The organism is Enterococcus sp. DIV0170 (assembly GCF_051710765.1).
Lineage (GTDB): Bacteria > Bacillota > Bacilli > Lactobacillales > Enterococcaceae > Enterococcus_A > Enterococcus_A raffinosus.
This window is the reverse complement of sequence record NZ_JBIOLG010000001.1, coordinates 1805511-1823897: the sequence shown is the minus strand read 5'-3', so window position 1 is coordinate 1823897 and position 18387 is coordinate 1805511. Positions and strand designations below refer to the sequence as shown.

Below are 18387 nucleotides of genomic sequence, written 5' to 3'. Positions count from 1 at the left end.
GATCATGAGAAAAGCACGACTGATTTATAATCCAGTATCTGGAAAAGAGATTATGCGTAATAATCTAGCAGATATTTTAGAAGCCATCGAAAAAGCAGGTTATGAAGCAAGTGCCTTCGCTACGACTCCTGAACCTGATTCAGCAAAAAATGAAGCAACCCGTGCGGCAAAGGCTGGTTTTGAACTAGTAGTTGCAGCGGGTGGCGATGGAACAATCAATGAAGTAGTAAATGGAATTGCAGGATTAAAGAAACGCCCTAAAATGGCGATTATTCCAGCGGGGACGACAAATGACTATGCTCGAGCATTGAAAATCCCACGCAATAACGTCAAAGCAGCTGCTGAGGTCATTCAGAAACAACAAACAGTCAAGATGGATATCGGTAAAGCTGCAGACACGTACTTTATCAACATCGCGGCTGGTGGTTCGTTAACTGAATTGACGTATGAGGTGCCTTCAGAATTGAAGAGCATTTTCGGGTATTTAGCCTATCTAGCCAAAGGGGCAGAAATGCTTCCACGAATCAAACCGACGAAAATGCGATTGATATATGAAGGTGGCGAGTATGAAGGCAATGCTTCAATGTTCTTCTTAGGTTTAACAAATTCTATTGGCGGTTTTGAAACTATCGCACCCGATGCTAAGTTAGATGACGGGAAATTTTCGTTGATAGTAGTTAAGACTGCGAATCTATTTGAAATTGTTCGGCTAATTACTTTAGTATTAAATGGTGGAAAGCATGTCAATGACTCAAAGGTTTTGTATGTGAAAACAAGCTTCTTGGATGCAAGCCTAATTGATACCGATAAGAAAATGATGATTAATTTAGATGGAGAATATGGTGGCGATGCTCCAATGCGTTTTGACAATCTTCATCAGCATATCGAATTCTATGCTAACACGGATGAAATCAATGATGATGCGATTTTGGGTCCAGATGATCAAAAGCGAGAAGCTGGAATAGAGTTAGTTAAGGAATACGAAAAAATCCAAGAAGAAGATTTAGAAGAGTAAAATAAAACGTTTCTGTTCGAGAACAGAAACGTTTTTTATGCGTCCGTTCAAAAATTGCATATAGCAAGTAGTTATTCTTATGGAACTCTTAAAAGTATAAAACTTAGTGTTACCTTGCTTTTTCAAGTAGAATTCATTAGAATAGATAAATCAGCCTTGAAGGAGAATAAAATGACCTCAGTAGAGAAAAACAAAACATATACAGTGACGATCGATGATTTGTCACATGAAGGATTGGGTGTTGCCCACATTGATGGCTATCCGCTATTTATTGAAAATGCTTTGCCAGAAGAAGAGATAAAAATTAAAGCAGTTAAAGTTGGAAAAAAATTTGGCTATGGAAAAGTCATGGAACGATTTAATTCCAATCCTGAACGGCAAGAAGTTAAAGACTTAGATCTTTTAAGAAGCGGTATTGCTCCTTTAAGTCATATGACTTATGAGTACCAACTGCGATTTAAACAGCAGCAAGTTGAAAAAGTTTTGAAGACAATTGCTAAATTACCAGATTTGTCTGTTGCTGCAACCTTGGGAATGGAGCACCCGTTTGAGTATCGTAATAAAGCACAAATTCCCGTTCAAAAAGTTGATAATCAGTTAATGACTGGTTTTTATCGTAAAAATTCACATGACTTGCTTCCAATTGAGGATTACTTGATCCAAGATCCTAAAATTGATCAAGCAATTACGACAGTTCGCGATATCTTACAACGCTTCAAGGTGAAAGCCTATAATGAAAGAGAAAATACAGGTTTTATCCGTCACATCGTTATTCGTCGTGGTCATTATAGCCATGAAATGATGATCATACTTGTTACTAGAGCAGAACGTTTCTTTAAGGGTGGCGAAATTGCTGAAACAATTAAGGCTGAATTACCAGAAGTTGTTTCAGTGATTCAGAATATTAATTCTGAAAAAACAAATGTAATTATGGGGCGAGATGAGAAAATTCTTTATGGTAAAGCAACAATTAATGACACTTTACTAGGGAAGACCTATCAAATTTCTCCTCAATCATTTTACCAGGTAAATACTGAACAAACAGAAGTACTTTATCAGACAGCAATAGAGTTTGCTGATTTGAATTCAGAGGATATCGTTGTAGATGCTTATTGTGGAATAGGAACTATTGGTTTGTCACTAGCGGAAAAAGTTAGGCACGTTTATGGGGTTGAGATAGTGCCTCAAGCAATCGATGATGCTAAAGCAAATGCAAAAAATAATGGCATAAAAAATGCTAATTACGAGATAGGAAAAGCTGAAAAAATTATGCCTCGTTGGGCTCGTGAAGGCATTGAACCTTCAGTAGTTTTTGTTGATCCACCAAGAAAAGGGTTAGATGAAAAATTCATTGAGGCATCTGTAGCGGTAAATCCTAATAAAATTATTTACATTTCATGTAATCCAGCTACACTTGCCAGAGACTTGAGAAGATACGAGGACCTTGGCTATCGTGCAGTGAAAGTACAGCCGGTGGATTTATTCCCACAAACTCACCACGTTGAATCTGTAACCTTATTGGTAAAGGCGGTGTAATAGTGAATCAAAAAGAGAAAATGTTAGAGCTAATCAAGAAAAAACAAGGTGGCGGACGTTCGAAAAAAATGGAAACACCGAAAAATGATCGAAAGAATATGCGTAAAGGGCCAAAAATTTATAACAAGTAAAGTCATTGAAAGGGGATAATTTCATTGGGAAACATTTGGATACAACGATTGACCAAATTTTATCAAAAGTACACACATGTAATGCGTGGACGTTATGGCAGGCTAGATCAAGTGAATAAAGCATTATTGATTTTTTGGGCAGTGATGATGATTTTTGATCGTTGGATTCCATTTTATATTGGTAATATTTTGGCGATAGCAGCTTTCGTAATAGTTTTATATCGTTTTTGTTCGAAAAAAATTTATCCAAGAAGTAATGAAAACCAAAAGTTTATCCAATGGATCGCCCAAATCAAAGATTTTTTCAAGGGGAAAAAGGGAACATATCGTTACTTTAAATGTCCTGAATGTAAACAAAAGATGCGTGCCCCAAAAGGTCGAGGGAAAATCAAAGTGACTTGTAAGAATTGCCATAAGCAATTTATAAAAAAGGTCTAGTTTTTAAAACTAGGCTTTTTCTGATATTCTTACAACGAGAAGGTGAAAAGATGAAATTAATTTTAGTTCGACACGGCGAAAGTGAAGCCAACTTTCAAAATTATTGGACCGGTTGGCTCGATGTAGACTTAACTGAAAAAGGAATTCAACAAGCTAGGGATGCAGGGAATAAAATTAAGCAAGCAGGTTTGACGATTGATTTAGCATATGAGTCTGTACTTAAGCGTTCGATTAAAACTGCCAAGATGATTTTGCAAGAAGCAGGCGCATATTTTGTTCCTGAATATAAAACTTGGCGATTAAATGAGCGACATTATGGTGCATTAGTTGGAAAGAATAAGGAATTGATGACACAGCATTTTGGGGCTGATCAAGTTAAAAAATGGCGAAGAGGGTTTGATGAAGTCCCTCCTTTAACCAAAGATAATCATTTTGATCGTCGATATGATCAATTAGATTCGAGATTAATTCCCAAAGGAGAGAGCCTACATATGACTTCGCGGCGGGTTGTCCCGCTTTGGCAGGACCAGTTAGTACCAAATCTATTAAATAGAAAAACAATTCTGGTATGTGGACATGGAAATAGTTTGCGAGCCTTAGTACAATTTCTTGAAGAAATTCCGATTGATCAAGTTGACAAAATTGACATTCCTAACGCGACTCCTATGGTTTACACTTTCAATTCACAATTAGAAATTATTAAAAAGGAAATTTTATAAAATTATTTGGAAAGGGTTAGCATGAATTTTATATGGGATTTTGATGGTACGTTATACGATACGTATCCAATTATGTTAATGTCGCTCATGAGAACTTTTGAAGAGTTTGGTATTGAGAAAGATGAAAAAGTTGTTTATAGGAAAATAAAAGAAGAGTCCATTCGTCAAATGATTACTGATTGGCAGTTGCCTACTCCAGAATTTGATGAAAAATATCATGCACTTGAGGCTTTGGACAACAAGGATTCCTATCCTTTTAAAGAAACAAAAGAGACCTTGAAAATATTACGGGAAAGAGGCGGGCAACATTTTATTTTGACTCATCGTACTGTTGAATCAACCTGGAACTTGTTGAAGAGAGATGGTTTAGAAACGATGATTACAGATATTATTGGCAGTGATTCAAAGTTTCCAAGAAAACCGGATCCCTCAGCAATTCAGTATTTTATCGAAAAATATCATTTAGATGCTGAAAAAGCGGTAATGATCGGGGATCGCAAGTTGGATATTGATGCTGGAAATAATGCAGGAGTTCAGACAGTATTCTTTGATTTGGATTACTTCAAACAGAATATTTGCGCTACTTATTTTATAAATAATTTAAAAGAAATGGTACAAATTTTCTGACCAGAAAGTTATAATTGGGATAAGGAAATAGTTGGAAGAATTGACAATAATAGAAATATTAAAAATTATATTTTAAATCTATTTAATTAAACGTTTATAATGAGGAGGTGCGAAATGGAATTACAACGCGATCAGGAAGTCGTGGAATCATTTAATTATGGACTTCCGCCGAAAGACCAAGTAGTAAAACAAAAATTGCTGATTAATTTCAGTCCGCTAGAAGCTGTGGATCCGGGATATCCAGCCGAAAATAGTATCATGGGTGTACGGATTGAGTTCGTGCTTCCTTTCGAAGAATTTATTATTGGCGGCGTTTTATCTCAGGTTATCCATGTGATTGGACGTCAGGTGAAACAGCAGAATGATTTGACTGAGGCTGAAGCAAATGAGATGATTCGTCCTATCTTAAGATTAATCGAACGAATGGTTTATGAAATTACAGAAATTGCGTTAGATAAGCCTGGGGTTAAAATCAATTTTTCTTCTAACACTATTTAAAATAACTATAAATCCTCCATTTGATTTGCGAGCTGTTTCTTTTTTTCAGTGCGTATTCAGAATGGAGGATTTTTAATGAATAAAATTATGAAAGTTTCTTTGTAACAATGCAAATTATAAGACAGATTATTTTATCTGAGTTATAATTTATTAGTCACTAAAATTTAGGAGTAGCGCAGCTATATTTTAGGGTAGTTCGTTGAAGAACGAATACCGGGAACCTTTACTTCCTTTGACAGACTTGTCATTATAGAAAGTTATTTTAAGGAGGAATACAATGACAACTCTGTTCACTGTATTAGTGATCTTAGTGTTCGTTGCGTTGCTTGTAGCTTTCTACCAAATGCAAAGAAGACATGTGAAATTTTCAAATCGTGTATTTGCAGGATTAGGTGCCGGAATTATTTTCGGTGGAGTTTTACAGTTGCTTTTAGGCAATGGTAGCAAAGTCATTTCACAAGGGATGGAATGGATCGGGATCGTTGGTAATGGTTATATTTCATTATTACAAATGCTTGTTATGCCATTAGTATTTATTTCTATCGTCGGTGCCTTTACCAAAATGAAATCAAGCAAAAAGCTTGGTAAAATCAGCGCGAATGTTTTAGTTACTTTATTGGCTACGACAGCGATTGCGGCCTTAATCGGAATTTTGGCGGTTATGGTCTTTGGACTTGATGGTGCCACCTTTACTAAAGGGGCAGCCGAAACTGCTCGTATCAAAGAGTTAGCTGACCGTCAATCTATGGTTCAGAACTTTTCAATTCCGCAACAAATTTTATCCTTTATTCCTACCAATGTTTTTGCTGACTTTGCTGGAACACGTCCAACAAGTACAATTGGTGTGGTAATTTTTGCGGCCTTTGTTGGTATTGCCTTTTTAGGAGTGCGTCGCAAAGCACCGAAGGAAGCAGAATTTTTTGCTAATTTGGTTGAGAGTCTATACAAAATTATTATGCGCATTGTAACCTTGGTATTGCGTTTAACGCCATATGGTGTTTTTGCACTAATGACGAATGTATTAGCTACAAGTGATTTTGAGGCAATTGTTAACTTAGGAAAATTCATTTTAGCCTCATATAGTGCATTGATTGTTGTTCTTTTAGTGCATTCTGTAATTCTATTAGGTGTTAAAGTGAATCCAATCAATTTCTTCAAGAAAGCATTTCCAGCGTTAAGCTTTGCGTTTACATCACGTTCGAGTGCGGGAACTTTACCTATGAATATCGAGACACAAACCAAAGCGTTAGGTGTCGATGAAGCAACCGCAAACTTTGCTGGAAGCTTTGGAATCTCAATTGGGCAAAACGGCTGTGCGGGTGTTTATCCAGCGATGCTTGCCACAATTGTAGCGCCTACAGTAGGTATAAATGTTTTTGACTTAAAATTTATTGTTATGTTAATCGCTATTGTTACGATCAGCTCATTTGGTGTGGCTGGCGTCGGTGGCGGAGCGACATTTGCTTCATTGATCGTGTTAGGTGCCATGAACTTACCCGTTGCAATTGTTGGGTTAGTTATTTCCGTTGAACCGATGATTGATATGGCTCGTACAGCGGTGAATGTGAGTGGAAGTATGGTAGCTGGAGTTGTTACAAGCGAACGCATCCATGAATTGAATCGCGATATTCTACATGATGAGAATGCTTCAATCGAAGTGAACTCTTAATTATTTAAATGGCTTGACTAGCGCGGTCAAGCCTTTTTTGATACACTTTTTTTGATATATACAACTATAATCAGAATACAACACTGTGAATGCCACAAGAGAAAATTGATTAGGGAGCGAAATAATTTGTTTAACGAACAAGTAAAAGTAATTTTATATGCGAATGATGTGAAAAAGGCCAGTTCATTTTGGCAGGGGTTAGGTTTTGTGGAGCTTAGTTTTGAAGAATTAGATGGTTCACAAGTTTCTGAAGTAGCAATGAGTGAAAATAGTACGACTCATTTAGTCATCTATGATCGTGAATTTATTGAAAAAAATGATGATGAAGCAACCGAGCCATCGCCAGCTTTAATTTTTGGTAGTGATGATGTAGTGACGCTATATAAAAAATTACAAGAAGCAGCTGTACAATTAGGAGATTTAGCCCAAATAGGTGAAGAATATGTGTTCAATTTTGTTGATGAAGATGGAAATTACTTTGTGGTGTCAGGAAGATAGTCACGATCCTTAGTGAAAGGAGCGAAGGGAAATGGAGCAAGTTTTCGCGATTGGTGATATACATGGCGAGTACGAGATGTTTCTAAAGATATTAAAGAATTTTCGACCAGATACACAGCGGCTGATATTGATTGGCGATTTAAACGACCGCGGTCCTAAAAGTAAGGATTGCTGGTTTTTAGGAATGGAATTGGTTCAGAAATATCAAGCAATCTATTTGCGAGGAAATCATGAACAATATTTTCTAGAATTTATGGATAATCCAGAGGATTGGTTTCCTAGCTATTTATACAATGGTGGTAAAGAAACAATTGAAAGTTTACTTCACAAAGGTGCTACGGAAGAGTACTCTCCAACAGAAATTGTGATGATGATTCGAAGCCGTTATAAAGATTTATTGGATTTTCTGATGGAACGTCCTTTTTATTATGAATGGGGAGATTACCTATTCGTTCATGCTGGAGTAGATTTAACTAAAAAATGGCAGGAAACTTCTTTACAAGACTTTTTATGGATTCGCGAACCTTTCCACGAAGGAATAAATAATACTGGAAAAACAATTGTTTTTGGTCATACCATTACGCCTATGCTATATGGAGATATGCAAACAGCTTCCCTTTGGCAGTCTGATGGTAAGATTGGGATTGATGGTGGTGCTGTATTTGGCGGAAGTTTACATGGTGTAGTTTTTGATAGGGATGGCATTGTCCACGATTACGAACTGCCTAATACAAACGGCCCTTGGCAGCCTGATTTTTAATTGTTTAGTGGGATTCATCTTGAATCTCACTTTTTTGTAGATTTTATTGCACAATTATTCACAGAGTGGCATAGTGATTTAGAAGCTTTCGATAGAATTGTTTATGAGAAAAGAAAAACATGAAAGGAGAGCCACATGTCTGATACTGTTAAAGGTCACTTGTCTGCGAGTCTGACTGTCCTTATTTGGGCGTTAACTTTTATTTCTACAAAGATACTATTAAAAGATTTTTTACCAATTGAGATATTATTTATACGTTTTTTAATAGGTTTTATTGTATTGTCTGCTATTTCACGAAAAATACTTCCCTTCAAGGGGTGGCATGAAGAAGGATACTATATAATAGCTGGTTTGTTTGGTGTATTTCTTTATTACTATTTGGAAAATGTAGCTTTGACTTTCACTCTAGCGATGAACGTTGGAATTATCGGCTCGGTTAGTCCTTTTATGACAGCGTTAATTAGTCGATTTATTTTAAAACAAGGAAAGATTCCAAGAGTATTTGTTTTAGGGTTTATTTGCTCTATGATCGGGATAGCTATGATAAGTTTTTCAGGAACATTGAATGTAAATCCAATTGGAGATGGATTAGCATTGATTGCTACAATATGTTGGGCCTCGTACTCCTTGACTATAAAAAAAATCAGCTATTTTGGGTTCAGTACAATTGCTACAACACAGCGAATCTTTTTCTATGGGTTGCTATTCATGATTCCTGTCTTATTCGCCACTCTAGACTCAGTTGATTTTTCTCGCTTTACACAGGTACAGAACGTTGGAAATTTCTTTTTCTTAGGTATCGGTGCGTCTGCCTTATGCTTTGTTACTTGGAATTTTTCAGTGAAAAATCTTGGAGCAGTTCGCGCAACGGTATACATTTATACGATCCCTATGTTGACCACTTTAGCCTCAGTTTTTATTCTAGGAGAAATGTTAACAATGAAAGCATTTATCGGTATTTTATTAACGCTAGCTGGTTTAATTTTATCGGAAATGCCAAATTTTTTATACAAACGAAAAATATATACTGATTAGTGTTTCTTTTAACACAAGAAGCAATCTTAGTGGAAGTGTGATAAAATAAATAGGATTTTGGATGAAATGAGGAATTGAAATGGCAGAAGGTTTAAATCAGGATATTATTCAATTGTTGAATAAGGAATTGACAGAATATCGTCCCCAGCAAATTAAAGTTGTACTTAACTTATTAACCGAAGGCAATACTGTTCCATTTATTGCTCGTTATCGTAAAGAAATGACTGGGACCTTAGATGAAGTTCAGATCCGTGAAATAGAGGAGCGCTATAATTATTTAGAAAATTTGGAAAAGCGTAAGCAAGAAGTTTTACGCTTAATTGATGAGCAAGGAAAGCTTACTGAGGAACTGGCACAAAAAATTCAGCAGTCTGCAAAGGTACAAAAAGTAGAAGATCTTTATCGTCCATACAAACAAAAACGTCGAACCAAAGCTACAATCGCTAAAGAAAACGGTCTAGAACCATTAGCAGATTATTTAATGAGTTTTCCGCAATCAGGAGATGTTTATGCGAAGGCTGAGGAATTTATTAGTGAAGCTGTAACAACTCCTGAAGAAGCATTACAGGGTGCGCATGAAATTGTGGCAGAACAAATCAGTGACAACCCAGACTTTAGGACATGGATTCGTACGTTTACAAAAAATAAAGGTGTCTATCAAAGTAAGGTGAAGGACGCTGAAAAAGATGAGAAAGACGTTTACGAGATGTATTATGACTTTGCCGAACCAATCAATAAAATGGTTTCACATCGTGTCTTAGCATCTAATCGTGGCGAAAAGGAAGAGATTCTAAAGGTTTCCATTGTAGTTGAGGAAGAAAAAATATTTGATTATTTAGAACGGCACTTGGTAACAAATAACCGTTCGATTACTGTGGAATTCATCCGTGAGGCGTATAAAGACAGCTACAAACGTTTTATAGGACCTGCGATTGAACGTGAAATTCGAAATGAATTGACTGAAGATGCGGATGAGCAGGCAATCAACATTTTTGGTGAAAATTTACGTAATCTGTTATTGCAGCCGCCATTGAAAGGAAAAGTTGTCTTAGGTTTTGATCCTGCTTATCGAACTGGTTGTAAGTTAGCCGTTGTAGATGAAACAGGCAAAGTGCTAGCAATTGAGGTAATCTATCCCCACAAGCCAGCACCACAAGCAAAACGACAAGCTGCAGGACCTGCTTTTCAGACATTGATAAAAAAATATAATGTAGAAATGGTTGCAATCGGAAATGGTACTGCTAGTCGTGAATCTGAATTATTTGTTGCCGAACAGTTAAAGCAAATTCACCAACAAGTTTTTTATGTGATTGTGAATGAAGCTGGAGCTTCTGTATATTCGGCTAGTGACATCGCCCGAAATGAATTTCCAGATTTACAAGTTGAAGAACGTAGTGCAGTCAGCATTGCTCGTCGGCTGCAAGATCCGTTATCTGAATTAGTAAAGATTGATCCAAAAGCTGTAGGTGTTGGTCAATATCAACATGACGTATCTCAGAAACGGCTATCTGAACGATTAGACTTTGTAGTGGAAACCGCCGTGAACCAAGTGGGTGTGAATGTCAATACAGCGAGTCCCCAGTTGCTGCAATATGCTTCAGGGTTGAATAAGACAACTGCACAAAATATCGTAAACTACCGAGAAGAGAATGGGGCCTTTACTTCTCGTCCTCAACTAAAAAAGGTTCCTCGTTTAGGACCAAAGGCTTATGAACAAGCGATCGGGTTCTTGCGGATACCTGGAGCGAAAAATATTCTGGACACAACAGCCATTCACCCAGAAAGCTATGTAAGTGCAAAAGAAATTTTGGCAATAGCAGGAGTCGATTTAAAGACACTGGGATCTGAAGAAGCGACAGAAAAAATTAAAGCTTTAGAGCTGCAACAATTACAAAACGAACTTGAAATTGGAAATGAAACGATCAAAGATATTATTCAAGCATTGCTTCAGCCTGGACGCGACATGCGTGATGAAATGCCTGCACCATTGTTAAGACAAGATGTATTAACAATGGAAGATTTGAAACCGGGTATGGAACTACAAGGAACAGTTCGAAATGTTATTGATTTTGGTGCTTTTGTAGATATCGGTGTTAAACAAGATGGACTTGTTCATATTTCTAAATTGAGTAAAAAATTCGTTAGACATCCAACAGATGTGGTTTCTGTAGGAGATGTTGTGACTGTTTGGGTCGAATCCGTAGATGTGAAAAAAGGACGTATTAGTCTAACGATGGTGCAAAGTGATAAAAATGACTAATCAAGAATTACAGCTTCTAGTCGAAAAGATTTCTCAAGAATCTTTTCGACGGCCATTTTGCCACAAAGCAACCTTCAATCCTCGTCTAAAAACAACTGGTGGACGCTATCATTTGAGCAGTCACCATTTGGATTTTAATGAGAAGGTATTTGAAAAATATGGACAAGAGGAATTAATTAAAGTGATCAAGCATGAGCTTTGTCATTATCATCTGCATTTAGCAGGTCGCGGCTATCAACATAAGGATTTGGAATTTAAGCAATTGTTGAAGAAAACAGGTGGCTCTCGTTATACGCCACCTTTAACAATACTAAAGTATCAAGTATATCAGTGCCAAGCATGTCAAAAAGAAATCAAACGGCGAAGAAAAATCAATACAGATCGATATGTATGTGGAAGCTGTCAAGGAAAATTAAAATTTTTGAAAACAATTGAAGTGTGAGAGTTGCCATACGATACGGAGAATAAAAGATTGCTATTTTTACGAATTTATATGATAATGTGAACCGCAAACAATTTTGTACATATAAGGAAGAGGATTAAATGAATAATAAAGAGACACTTTATCATTTTGTTGGAATCAAGGGTTCAGGTATGAGCTCATTAGCTTTAGTATTGCATGAAAAGGGCTATAATGTACAAGGTTCTGACGTTGAAAAATACTTTTTCACACAACGTGATTTAGAAAAAGCAGGCATTACGATTCTGCCATTTAGCAAAGACAATATTAAGGAAGGCATGACAATCATTCAAGGAAATGCTTTTCCCGACACACATGAAGAAATCGCTCAAGCAAAAGAATTAGGGCTGGAAATTATCCGTTACCATGACTTTATTGGCCAGTTTATCCAACCTTACACTAGTATTGCTGTTACTGGTTCACACGGTAAAACCAGCACAACGGGTTTATTAGCTCATGTATTAAATGGACTAGCACCAACAAGCTATTTGATTGGTGATGGAACCGGACATGGTGTTCCCGACGCGACGTTCTTTGCTTTTGAGGCGTGTGAGTATCAACGACACTTTTTGGCTTATGCGCCAGATTATTCAATTATGACGAATATTGATTTTGATCATCCTGATTATTTCAAGAGTATCGACGATGTGTTCGAAGCTTTCCAAACGTTGGCTTCACAAGTCAAAAAAGGAATTTTTGCTTATGGTGATGATGAATACTTGCGCAAATTAAAAGCGGGTGTTCCAATATATTACTATGGCCTATCTGAAAATGATGATATTCAAGCGCGTAATATTGTTCGCACAACGAATGGTTCAGCTTTCGATGTTTACCACAAAGATAAGTTTATTGGTCGTTTTGCGGTACCATCATTTGGAAAACATAATATATTGAATGCTTTATCTGTGATTGCCGTGGCTTACTTTGAAGGTTTAGACATGGATAAGGTGAAAGAGGAAATGTTGACTTTTTCTGGTGTAAAACGTCGATTCACCGAAAAGAAAGTAGCAGACATGATCATTGTTGATGACTACGCACACCATCCTGCTGAAATAAAGGCGACAATTGATGCTGCTCGTCAAAAGTATCCTGAAAAAGAATTAGTTGCTGTTTTTCAACCACACACCTTTACTCGAACAATCGCATTAATGGATGAGTTTGCAGAAGCGCTGGATCGCGCAGACAAGGTTTATTTGTGTGATATCTTCTCATCAGCTCGCGAAACGGCAGGCGATGTGAAGATTGAAGACCTAGGCGACAAAATTCAAAAAGGCGGACAGGTCATCAAAGAAGAAAACATGTCTCCTTTATTAGACCATGAAAATGCTGTAGTAATCTTTATGGGGGCTGGCGATGTCCAGAAATTTGAGCGGGCCTACGAAAATCTTTTGAGCAACACAACACGTAACGTTTTGTAATAAGAAAAGAGTTCTGATATTTTGATCAGAACTCTTTTTTAGCACTTGTATTCTGATAATAAACGTGTAGAAAACTTGGTAAAACGATGCTTTAGAAATCTTTATAGTAACGTATGTACAAACTTGTGTTTTACTTGCTTTCTGATAAAATAATTAATAGAACAAATTACGGAGGGAATGAATTTGTATAATATGAAGGCTCGGAAAATAGGCAAAACGATTGACGAAATTGAGGAAGGTGACTCGTTATCGTTAACGGAATCGATCGAAGATAATCAGATTCTTTTATACTTAGGTTTGACAAATGATGCGAATCCTTTGTACATCCAACACGACTACGCGAAAGAAACTGAATATGAGCAACCGCTTGTACCATCAATAATGTTGATGGGAATCATAACAAGTGCGATTTCAAAACATTTACCAGGGCCGGGGTCTCACGTTGTGAATTTCTCGATCAATTTTATTGATCCGGTTTTTCACTATGAAACATTGACCTTTGAGTTTGAAGTAATTAAAGTTGATAAAATGAAAGATGTCGTTACGATTTCTGTTGAAGCGGTAGAATCTGCTGATAACGAAGAGAAACGCATTTTAGATGCGGTGGTCATGGTTAAACCGCCACAAGTACAATTAGGAGATGATATAAGTGAATAATCAAGAAACACGGGTTTACGGATTGAACCGTTTCTATGGGAAAATCTATGCTTTCCTTGCTTTAGGAATTGGGATTAGTGCTGTAATTTCATATATGGCTTTAGGACCATGGATATCACAAGTTAGTAATTTTATTAACAATTTTCCCTTAGGTTTCTGGGGAATTTGGATCGCTGAGATTGCTCTTGTAATATTTCTTGGCGTCAAAGCACAAAAAAATCCAACCTTAGCCATTGGTGGCTTTATTGTATATTCTGCATTGAATGGTCTCACTTTAGCCATTACATTAGCGATGTATGATATAGGGACAGTTACACAAGCGTTTGTAACTGCATCAGCGACTTTCTTAGTAATGTCGTTAGTAGGCTCTTTTACGAAGCGTGATCTTTCTGGAATCGGACGTGCAGCTTTAAGTTGCCTGCTGGGTATAATCATCGCGATGTTACTCAATGTTTTTGTATTACACAGTGGCGCGGTTGATTTCTTCATTTCTATCTTAATGGTTGTAATTATGTCTGCAATCACAGCTTATGACAATCAGATGATTCGAAAAATTTATCTCGGAACAAATGGCGAAGCAGGAAATGGTGTAGCTGTCTTTATGGCGTTGCAGCTTTACTTAGATTTCATTAATCTGTTTATTTCATTTTTACGAATTTTTGGTAGCAGTAAATAGGGGCGAATGATCGCCTCTTTTTTGTTTTTAGTTTTGATAGAAGAATCCTGATAAATTTAGCGCATTCTTTTCATTTCATCCAATACTTTGTTAAAATGAAACGTGAAGGTTTAGTAGTTTTGTTTGAAATTGAAAGTATAATTTTTATACTCATTTAAGAAATACCAGTATTTGTGTATTGGTAATTGAAGGATTAGCGGAATCGTTTAATTGTTGAATATCAGCTTTATTTTGAAAATAAATACCTTAATGGGATTAGGAGTCGAACTTATGAGTGAAAATAAATTATTGTTAGTAGACGGGAACAGTGTAGCTTTCCGAGCTTTTTTTGCCTTGCACAACTCTTTAGAGCGTTTTAAAAATAAAAATGGGTTACATACCAATGCTATCTATGCATTTAATAACATGTTTGAAAATGTAATGGATAAAGAAAAACCAACCCATGTTTTAGTCGCATTTGATGCAGGAAATACAACGTTTCGCACAGCCATGTATTCTGATTACAAAGGGGGCCGTTCAAAAACGCCTGGTGAGTTTCGTGAGCAGATGCCGTACTTACGAGAATTGTTAGTTGGATTAGGAGTAAAACACTATGAATTAGATAACTATGAGGCAGATGACATTATTGGCACGTTGGCTCATCGTGCGGCAGAAGAAGGCTTTGAGGTGGTTGTGTTATCAGGAGATCGTGACTTAACACAATTAGCTACAGATAAAATAAAAGTCGACATTACAGTAAAAGGCGTTAGTGAAATCGAAACATATACTCCTGAGCATGTCGCTGAAAAATATGATGGATTAACACCAAATCAAATTATCGATATGAAGGGACTAGCTGGTGATACCTCTGATAATTACCCAGGTGTTACAAAAGTCGGTGAAAAAACAGCAATCAAATTATTAAAGCAATTTGGTAGTGTTGAAGGTGTATATGAGAACATTGATGAATTAAAGAAGAGTAAAATGAAAGAAAATTTGATCAATGACAAAGAACAAGCCTTTCTTTCAAAAGAATTAGCCACGATCAAGCTGGATGCACCAGTTGATATTTCCATAGAAGAATTGGCTTATCACGGAAAAGATCTAGACAAATTAGTTCCTTTCTTTAAAGAGATGGATTTCAAAGGATTTCTGAGCAAACTAAATGTTGAGGAAGAAGAAGTTGAGTTAGAAGATATTATGTTTGACGTTGTTGATGAATTTACTGAAGATATGTTCAGTCCTGATTCTGCTTTGTATGTTGAAATGTTAGAAGACAATTACCACCTTTCTGATATTGTCGGTATTGCTTGGGGGACGAAGGAAAAAATTTATGTAACAAACGAGCTAGCTTTGTTTGACAGCAGCGTATTTAAAAAATGGTTAGAAACAGCAAACGGAAAGAAAGTATACGATGCAAAACGCACTTATGTTGCGCTAAATCGCTATATTACAAAAACGGAAGGGATCAATTTTGACGTCCTTTTGGCAGCCTATCTATTAGATACCAATGACAATAGTAATGATATTGCAGGAGTGGCTCAATATTACGGCTACACAGAAATTCAAACAGATGAGCAGATTTATGGTAAGGGTGCTAAAAAGGGACTACCAGAAGATGATGAGGTATTTTTTGGACATCTGGCGCGTAAGATTAAAGCTATTCACTTTCTGAACGATAAATTAGAAAATGAATTAGAGGAAAAGAAACAAGACAAATTGTTCTATGAAATGGAATTACCGCTTTCTCGAATTCTTGCTGAAATGGAAATTGCTGGTATTACCGTAGATGCGCAAAGATTACAATCAATGCGTGGTGAGTTCTCAAAACGTCTGCAGGAAATTGAAGAGAAGATTTTTCAAGAAGCAGGTGAAGAGTTTAATATCAACTCACCAAAACAGCTTGGTGTTATCTTGTTTGAAAAAATGCAGCTTCCGATTATTAAGAAAACAAAGACAGGTTACTCAACAGCTGTTGATGTATTGGAGCAACTTCGTGAACAGGCACCAATTGTTGAGCACATTTTGAATTATCGACAAATCGCTAAAATTCAATCGACCTATGTAGAAGGCTTGTTGAAGGTGATCCAAAGCGATAATAAGATCCATACACGCTATATTCAGACCCTTACGCAAACTGGACGTTTGAGTTCTGTTGATCCTAACTTGCAAAATATCCCCATTCGTTTGGAAGAGGGAAGAAAAATTCGTCAAGCTTTTGTACCTCGAGATGAAAACTGGGTGATCTATTCTTCTGATTATTCTCAGATTGAATTGCGTGTCTTAGCTCATATTTCTGGAGATGAACATCTGAAGCAAGCCTTCCGTGATGGTATGGATATCCATACTAGTACTGCAATGCGTGTTTTTGGTGTGAGTGAAGATGAGGTTACACCAAATATGCGTCGTAATGCTAAGGCTGTTAACTTTGGTATTGTGTATGGTATTTCAGATTATGGATTATCACAGAATTTAGGGATTACGCGTAAAGCGGCTCAGGAATATATCGATACTTATTTTGAGAACTATCCAGATGTGAAACGTTATATGGAGGAAAGTGTACGAGAAGCAAAAGATAAGGGCTATGCAGCTACTTTGTATAATCGTCGGCGTTATCTTCCTGACATTAATGCCCGAAATTTTAATTTGCGATCATTTGCAGAACGTACTGCAATCAATACACCGATTCAAGGAAGTGCGGCGGATATTCTAAAATTAGCGATGATTGAAATGGCTAGACGTTTAGAAGAAGAAAAAATGCAAGCAACGATGCTCCTACAAGTACACGATGAGTTAGTATTCGAGGTCCCTGAAAGTGAATTAGAACAACTTGACAAATTAGTTAAAGAAGTTATGGAAAATACAGTTCAATTAGATGTTCCATTACTGACTGATAGTAATTGGGGAAAAACATGGTACGAGGCAAAATAATGTAAGGCTGGAAGAAATTCCAGCTTTTTGTAGTGTGTCAAATCAATGTGTAGTTTTTTATAGAAGTCAATACGAACCGGCTAGTCAAGTTTAGAGCAAACTATTTTTCGCTTGATCGGAAAAATGATAACTTAAAGATAAACTTGTTAAATGCTAGCTGAAGGTTTATGAACTTTTTCTTACTAAGAAATAGTAATGTGTTTGAGCGGGTTTGAAAGAAATTATTACTAGTTAGGATGATAGCTATGCCAGAATTACCTGAAGTTGAGACAGTCAGAAAAGGTTTGGTTTCTTTAGTCCAGGGAAAGACTATTGCAAAAATAGATGTTTATTGGCCGCGAATTGTTGAATTTCCCGAAGTCGAAATTTTTCAACAACAATTAATTGGAGAGACTATAGAAACAGTTGAACGTCGTGGAAAATACTTGATTTTTCAATTGACTCATTATGAGATGGTCTCACATTTGCGCATGGAAGGAAAATATGAATATTTTGATCAGCCGACTCCTTTAGATAAGCATAGTCATGTTCGCTTCATTTTTACAGATGGGACTGAACTTGTTTATCATGACGTACGAAAATTCGGACGGATGGCTTTATTAAAAAAAGGAACGGCGAAAGATTATAAAGGATTGACGCAGTTAGGACCGGAACCAACCGATGCAGATTTTAACTTAGTTGATTTCAAAAAACAGCTAAAAAAATCAACCACTATGATTAAGCCTCTATTGTTAAATCAAAAGGTCGTGGCAGGCTTAGGTAATATTTATGTTGATGAAGTTTTATGGTTGGCTAAAATCCATCCTGAACAGCCAGCAAACACATTAAATCCTCAAAATGTTCGTCGCCTACGTGAAGCAATTATTGAAGTGATTGATAAAGCGAAGAAAGCTGGAGGAACGACCATTCGAACCTATTTAAATGCTTTGGGAGAAGCAGGTCACTTTCAGCAAGAGCTGCATGTATACGGTCAGACAGGTAAGCCATGTACACGCTGCGGAACACCAATTATTAAAATCAAGGTTGCTCAAAGAGGAACGCATCTTTGTCCTCATTGTCAGAAATTGAAGAAGGTGTAAA

General features: G+C 36.7%; 18 protein-coding genes. All 18 read left to right on the top strand.

What is annotated here, in order from left to right; all coding sequences use genetic code 11:
• Positions 1–4 precede the first annotated feature (4 nt).
• Positions 5–1015, top strand: a complete 1011-nt coding sequence (locus tag IGI50_RS08835; RefSeq protein WP_311855446.1) for a diacylglycerol kinase — start codon at positions 5–7, stop codon at positions 1013–1015.
• 171 nt (positions 1016–1186) lie between these two features.
• Entirely contained in the window at positions 1187–2551 is a 1365-nt protein-coding gene (gene rlmD, locus IGI50_RS08830) for a 23S rRNA (uracil(1939)-C(5))-methyltransferase RlmD (RefSeq protein WP_438776764.1), read from the top strand.
• Between the two features lie 2 nt (positions 2552–2553).
• Entirely contained in the window at positions 2554–2682 is a 129-nt protein-coding gene (locus IGI50_RS08825; RefSeq protein ID WP_010744982.1) for a hypothetical protein, read from the top strand.
• A 24-nt stretch (positions 2683–2706) separates the two neighbouring features.
• Positions 2707–3120, top strand: coding sequence for a hypothetical protein (locus IGI50_RS08820; protein ID WP_438776763.1), 414 nt, complete (start codon positions 2707–2709; stop codon positions 3118–3120).
• A 50-nt stretch (positions 3121–3170) separates the two neighbouring features.
• Positions 3171–3839 carry a 2,3-bisphosphoglycerate-dependent phosphoglycerate mutase gene (locus IGI50_RS08815; protein ID WP_311855745.1) on the top strand — a complete coding sequence of 223 codons (669 nt, stop codon included), beginning with the start codon at positions 3171–3173 and terminating at the stop codon, positions 3837–3839.
• A 21-nt stretch (positions 3840–3860) separates the two neighbouring features.
• Positions 3861–4466, top strand: a complete 606-nt coding sequence (locus IGI50_RS08810) for an HAD-IA family hydrolase (RefSeq protein ID WP_438776762.1) — start codon at positions 3861–3863, stop codon at positions 4464–4466.
• A gap of 114 nt (positions 4467–4580) precedes the next feature.
• Positions 4581–4964, top strand: coding sequence for a DUF1149 family protein (locus tag IGI50_RS08805; protein WP_207109222.1), 384 nt, complete (start codon positions 4581–4583; stop codon positions 4962–4964).
• A gap of 277 nt (positions 4965–5241) precedes the next feature.
• Entirely contained in the window at positions 5242–6633 is a 1392-nt protein-coding gene (locus IGI50_RS08800; protein ID WP_438776761.1) for an L-cystine transporter, read from the top strand.
• Positions 6634–6759: 126 nt separating this feature from the next.
• Positions 6760–7131, top strand: coding sequence for a VOC family protein (locus IGI50_RS08795; RefSeq protein WP_218255668.1), 372 nt, complete (start codon positions 6760–6762; stop codon positions 7129–7131).
• A gap of 31 nt (positions 7132–7162) precedes the next feature.
• Complete coding sequence (locus tag IGI50_RS08790) at positions 7163–7891, top strand: metallophosphoesterase family protein (protein WP_311855741.1); 729 nt, start codon at positions 7163–7165, stop codon at positions 7889–7891.
• A gap of 135 nt (positions 7892–8026) precedes the next feature.
• Positions 8027–8926 (top strand): DMT family transporter, encoded by a 900-nt coding sequence (locus IGI50_RS08785; RefSeq protein ID WP_311855739.1) that lies wholly within the window; start codon positions 8027–8029, stop codon positions 8924–8926.
• A gap of 79 nt (positions 8927–9005) precedes the next feature.
• Positions 9006–11186, top strand: coding sequence for a Tex family protein (locus IGI50_RS08780; protein ID WP_311855737.1), 2181 nt, complete (start codon positions 9006–9008; stop codon positions 11184–11186).
• Positions 11179–11628: a SprT family protein gene (locus IGI50_RS08775; protein ID WP_311855736.1), complete on the top strand. Its 450-nt coding sequence runs from the start codon at positions 11179–11181 to the stop codon at positions 11626–11628. The genes IGI50_RS08780 and IGI50_RS08775 overlap by 8 nt, the downstream gene beginning before the upstream one ends.
• A 101-nt stretch (positions 11629–11729) precedes the next feature.
• On the top strand, positions 11730–13064 hold the full coding sequence (gene murC, locus IGI50_RS08770; RefSeq protein WP_438776760.1) for a UDP-N-acetylmuramate--L-alanine ligase: 1335 nt from the start codon (positions 11730–11732) through the stop codon (positions 13062–13064).
• A gap of 192 nt (positions 13065–13256) precedes the next feature.
• On the top strand, positions 13257–13721 hold the full coding sequence (locus IGI50_RS08765; protein WP_371086069.1) for a MaoC family dehydratase: 465 nt from the start codon (positions 13257–13259) through the stop codon (positions 13719–13721).
• The gene (locus tag IGI50_RS08760; protein WP_438776759.1) at positions 13714–14397 is read left to right on the top strand and encodes a Bax inhibitor-1/YccA family protein; all 684 of its coding nucleotides are present in this window, start codon (positions 13714–13716) and stop codon (positions 14395–14397) included. Before IGI50_RS08765 ends, IGI50_RS08760 begins: the two co-directional genes overlap by 8 nt.
• Positions 14398–14667: 270 nt before the next feature.
• The gene (gene polA, locus IGI50_RS08755; RefSeq protein ID WP_438776758.1) at positions 14668–17307 is read left to right on the top strand and encodes a DNA polymerase I; all 2640 of its coding nucleotides are present in this window, start codon (positions 14668–14670) and stop codon (positions 17305–17307) included.
• Between the two features lie 245 nt (positions 17308–17552).
• A complete protein-coding gene (gene mutM, locus IGI50_RS08750) occupies positions 17553–18386 on the top strand; it encodes a DNA-formamidopyrimidine glycosylase (RefSeq protein WP_218255656.1) in 834 nt (277 codons plus the stop codon).
• Position 18387: the final 1 nt, after the last annotated feature.

What these genes read in the sequence shown, in the direction of transcription:
- polA (WP_438776758.1), top strand. Translation starts at nt 14,668, where the DNA reads ATGAGTGAAAATAAATTATTGTTAGTAGACGGGAACAGTGTAGCTTTC.
- murC (WP_438776760.1), top strand. Translation starts at nt 11,730, where the DNA reads ATGAATAATAAAGAGACACTTTATCATTTTGTTGGAATCAAGGGTTCA.
- IGI50_RS08785 (WP_311855739.1), top strand. Translation starts at nt 8,027, where the DNA reads ATGTCTGATACTGTTAAAGGTCACTTGTCTGCGAGTCTGACTGTCCTT.
- IGI50_RS08805 (WP_207109222.1), top strand. Translation starts at nt 4,581, where the DNA reads ATGGAATTACAACGCGATCAGGAAGTCGTGGAATCATTTAATTATGGA.
- IGI50_RS08780 (WP_311855737.1), top strand. Translation starts at nt 9,006, where the DNA reads ATGGCAGAAGGTTTAAATCAGGATATTATTCAATTGTTGAATAAGGAA.
- IGI50_RS08790 (WP_311855741.1), top strand. Translation starts at nt 7,163, where the DNA reads ATGGAGCAAGTTTTCGCGATTGGTGATATACATGGCGAGTACGAGATG.
- IGI50_RS08815 (WP_311855745.1), top strand. Translation starts at nt 3,171, where the DNA reads ATGAAATTAATTTTAGTTCGACACGGCGAAAGTGAAGCCAACTTTCAA.
- rlmD (WP_438776764.1), top strand. Translation starts at nt 1,187, where the DNA reads ATGACCTCAGTAGAGAAAAACAAAACATATACAGTGACGATCGATGAT.
- IGI50_RS08810 (WP_438776762.1), top strand. Translation starts at nt 3,861, where the DNA reads ATGAATTTTATATGGGATTTTGATGGTACGTTATACGATACGTATCCA.
- IGI50_RS08765 (WP_371086069.1), top strand. Translation starts at nt 13,257, where the DNA reads ATGAAGGCTCGGAAAATAGGCAAAACGATTGACGAAATTGAGGAAGGT.
- IGI50_RS08800 (WP_438776761.1), top strand. Translation starts at nt 5,242, where the DNA reads ATGACAACTCTGTTCACTGTATTAGTGATCTTAGTGTTCGTTGCGTTG.
- mutM (WP_218255656.1), top strand. Translation starts at nt 17,553, where the DNA reads ATGCCAGAATTACCTGAAGTTGAGACAGTCAGAAAAGGTTTGGTTTCT.
- IGI50_RS08775 (WP_311855736.1), top strand. Translation starts at nt 11,179, where the DNA reads ATGACTAATCAAGAATTACAGCTTCTAGTCGAAAAGATTTCTCAAGAA.
- IGI50_RS08835 (WP_311855446.1), top strand. Translation starts at nt 5, where the DNA reads ATGAGAAAAGCACGACTGATTTATAATCCAGTATCTGGAAAAGAGATT.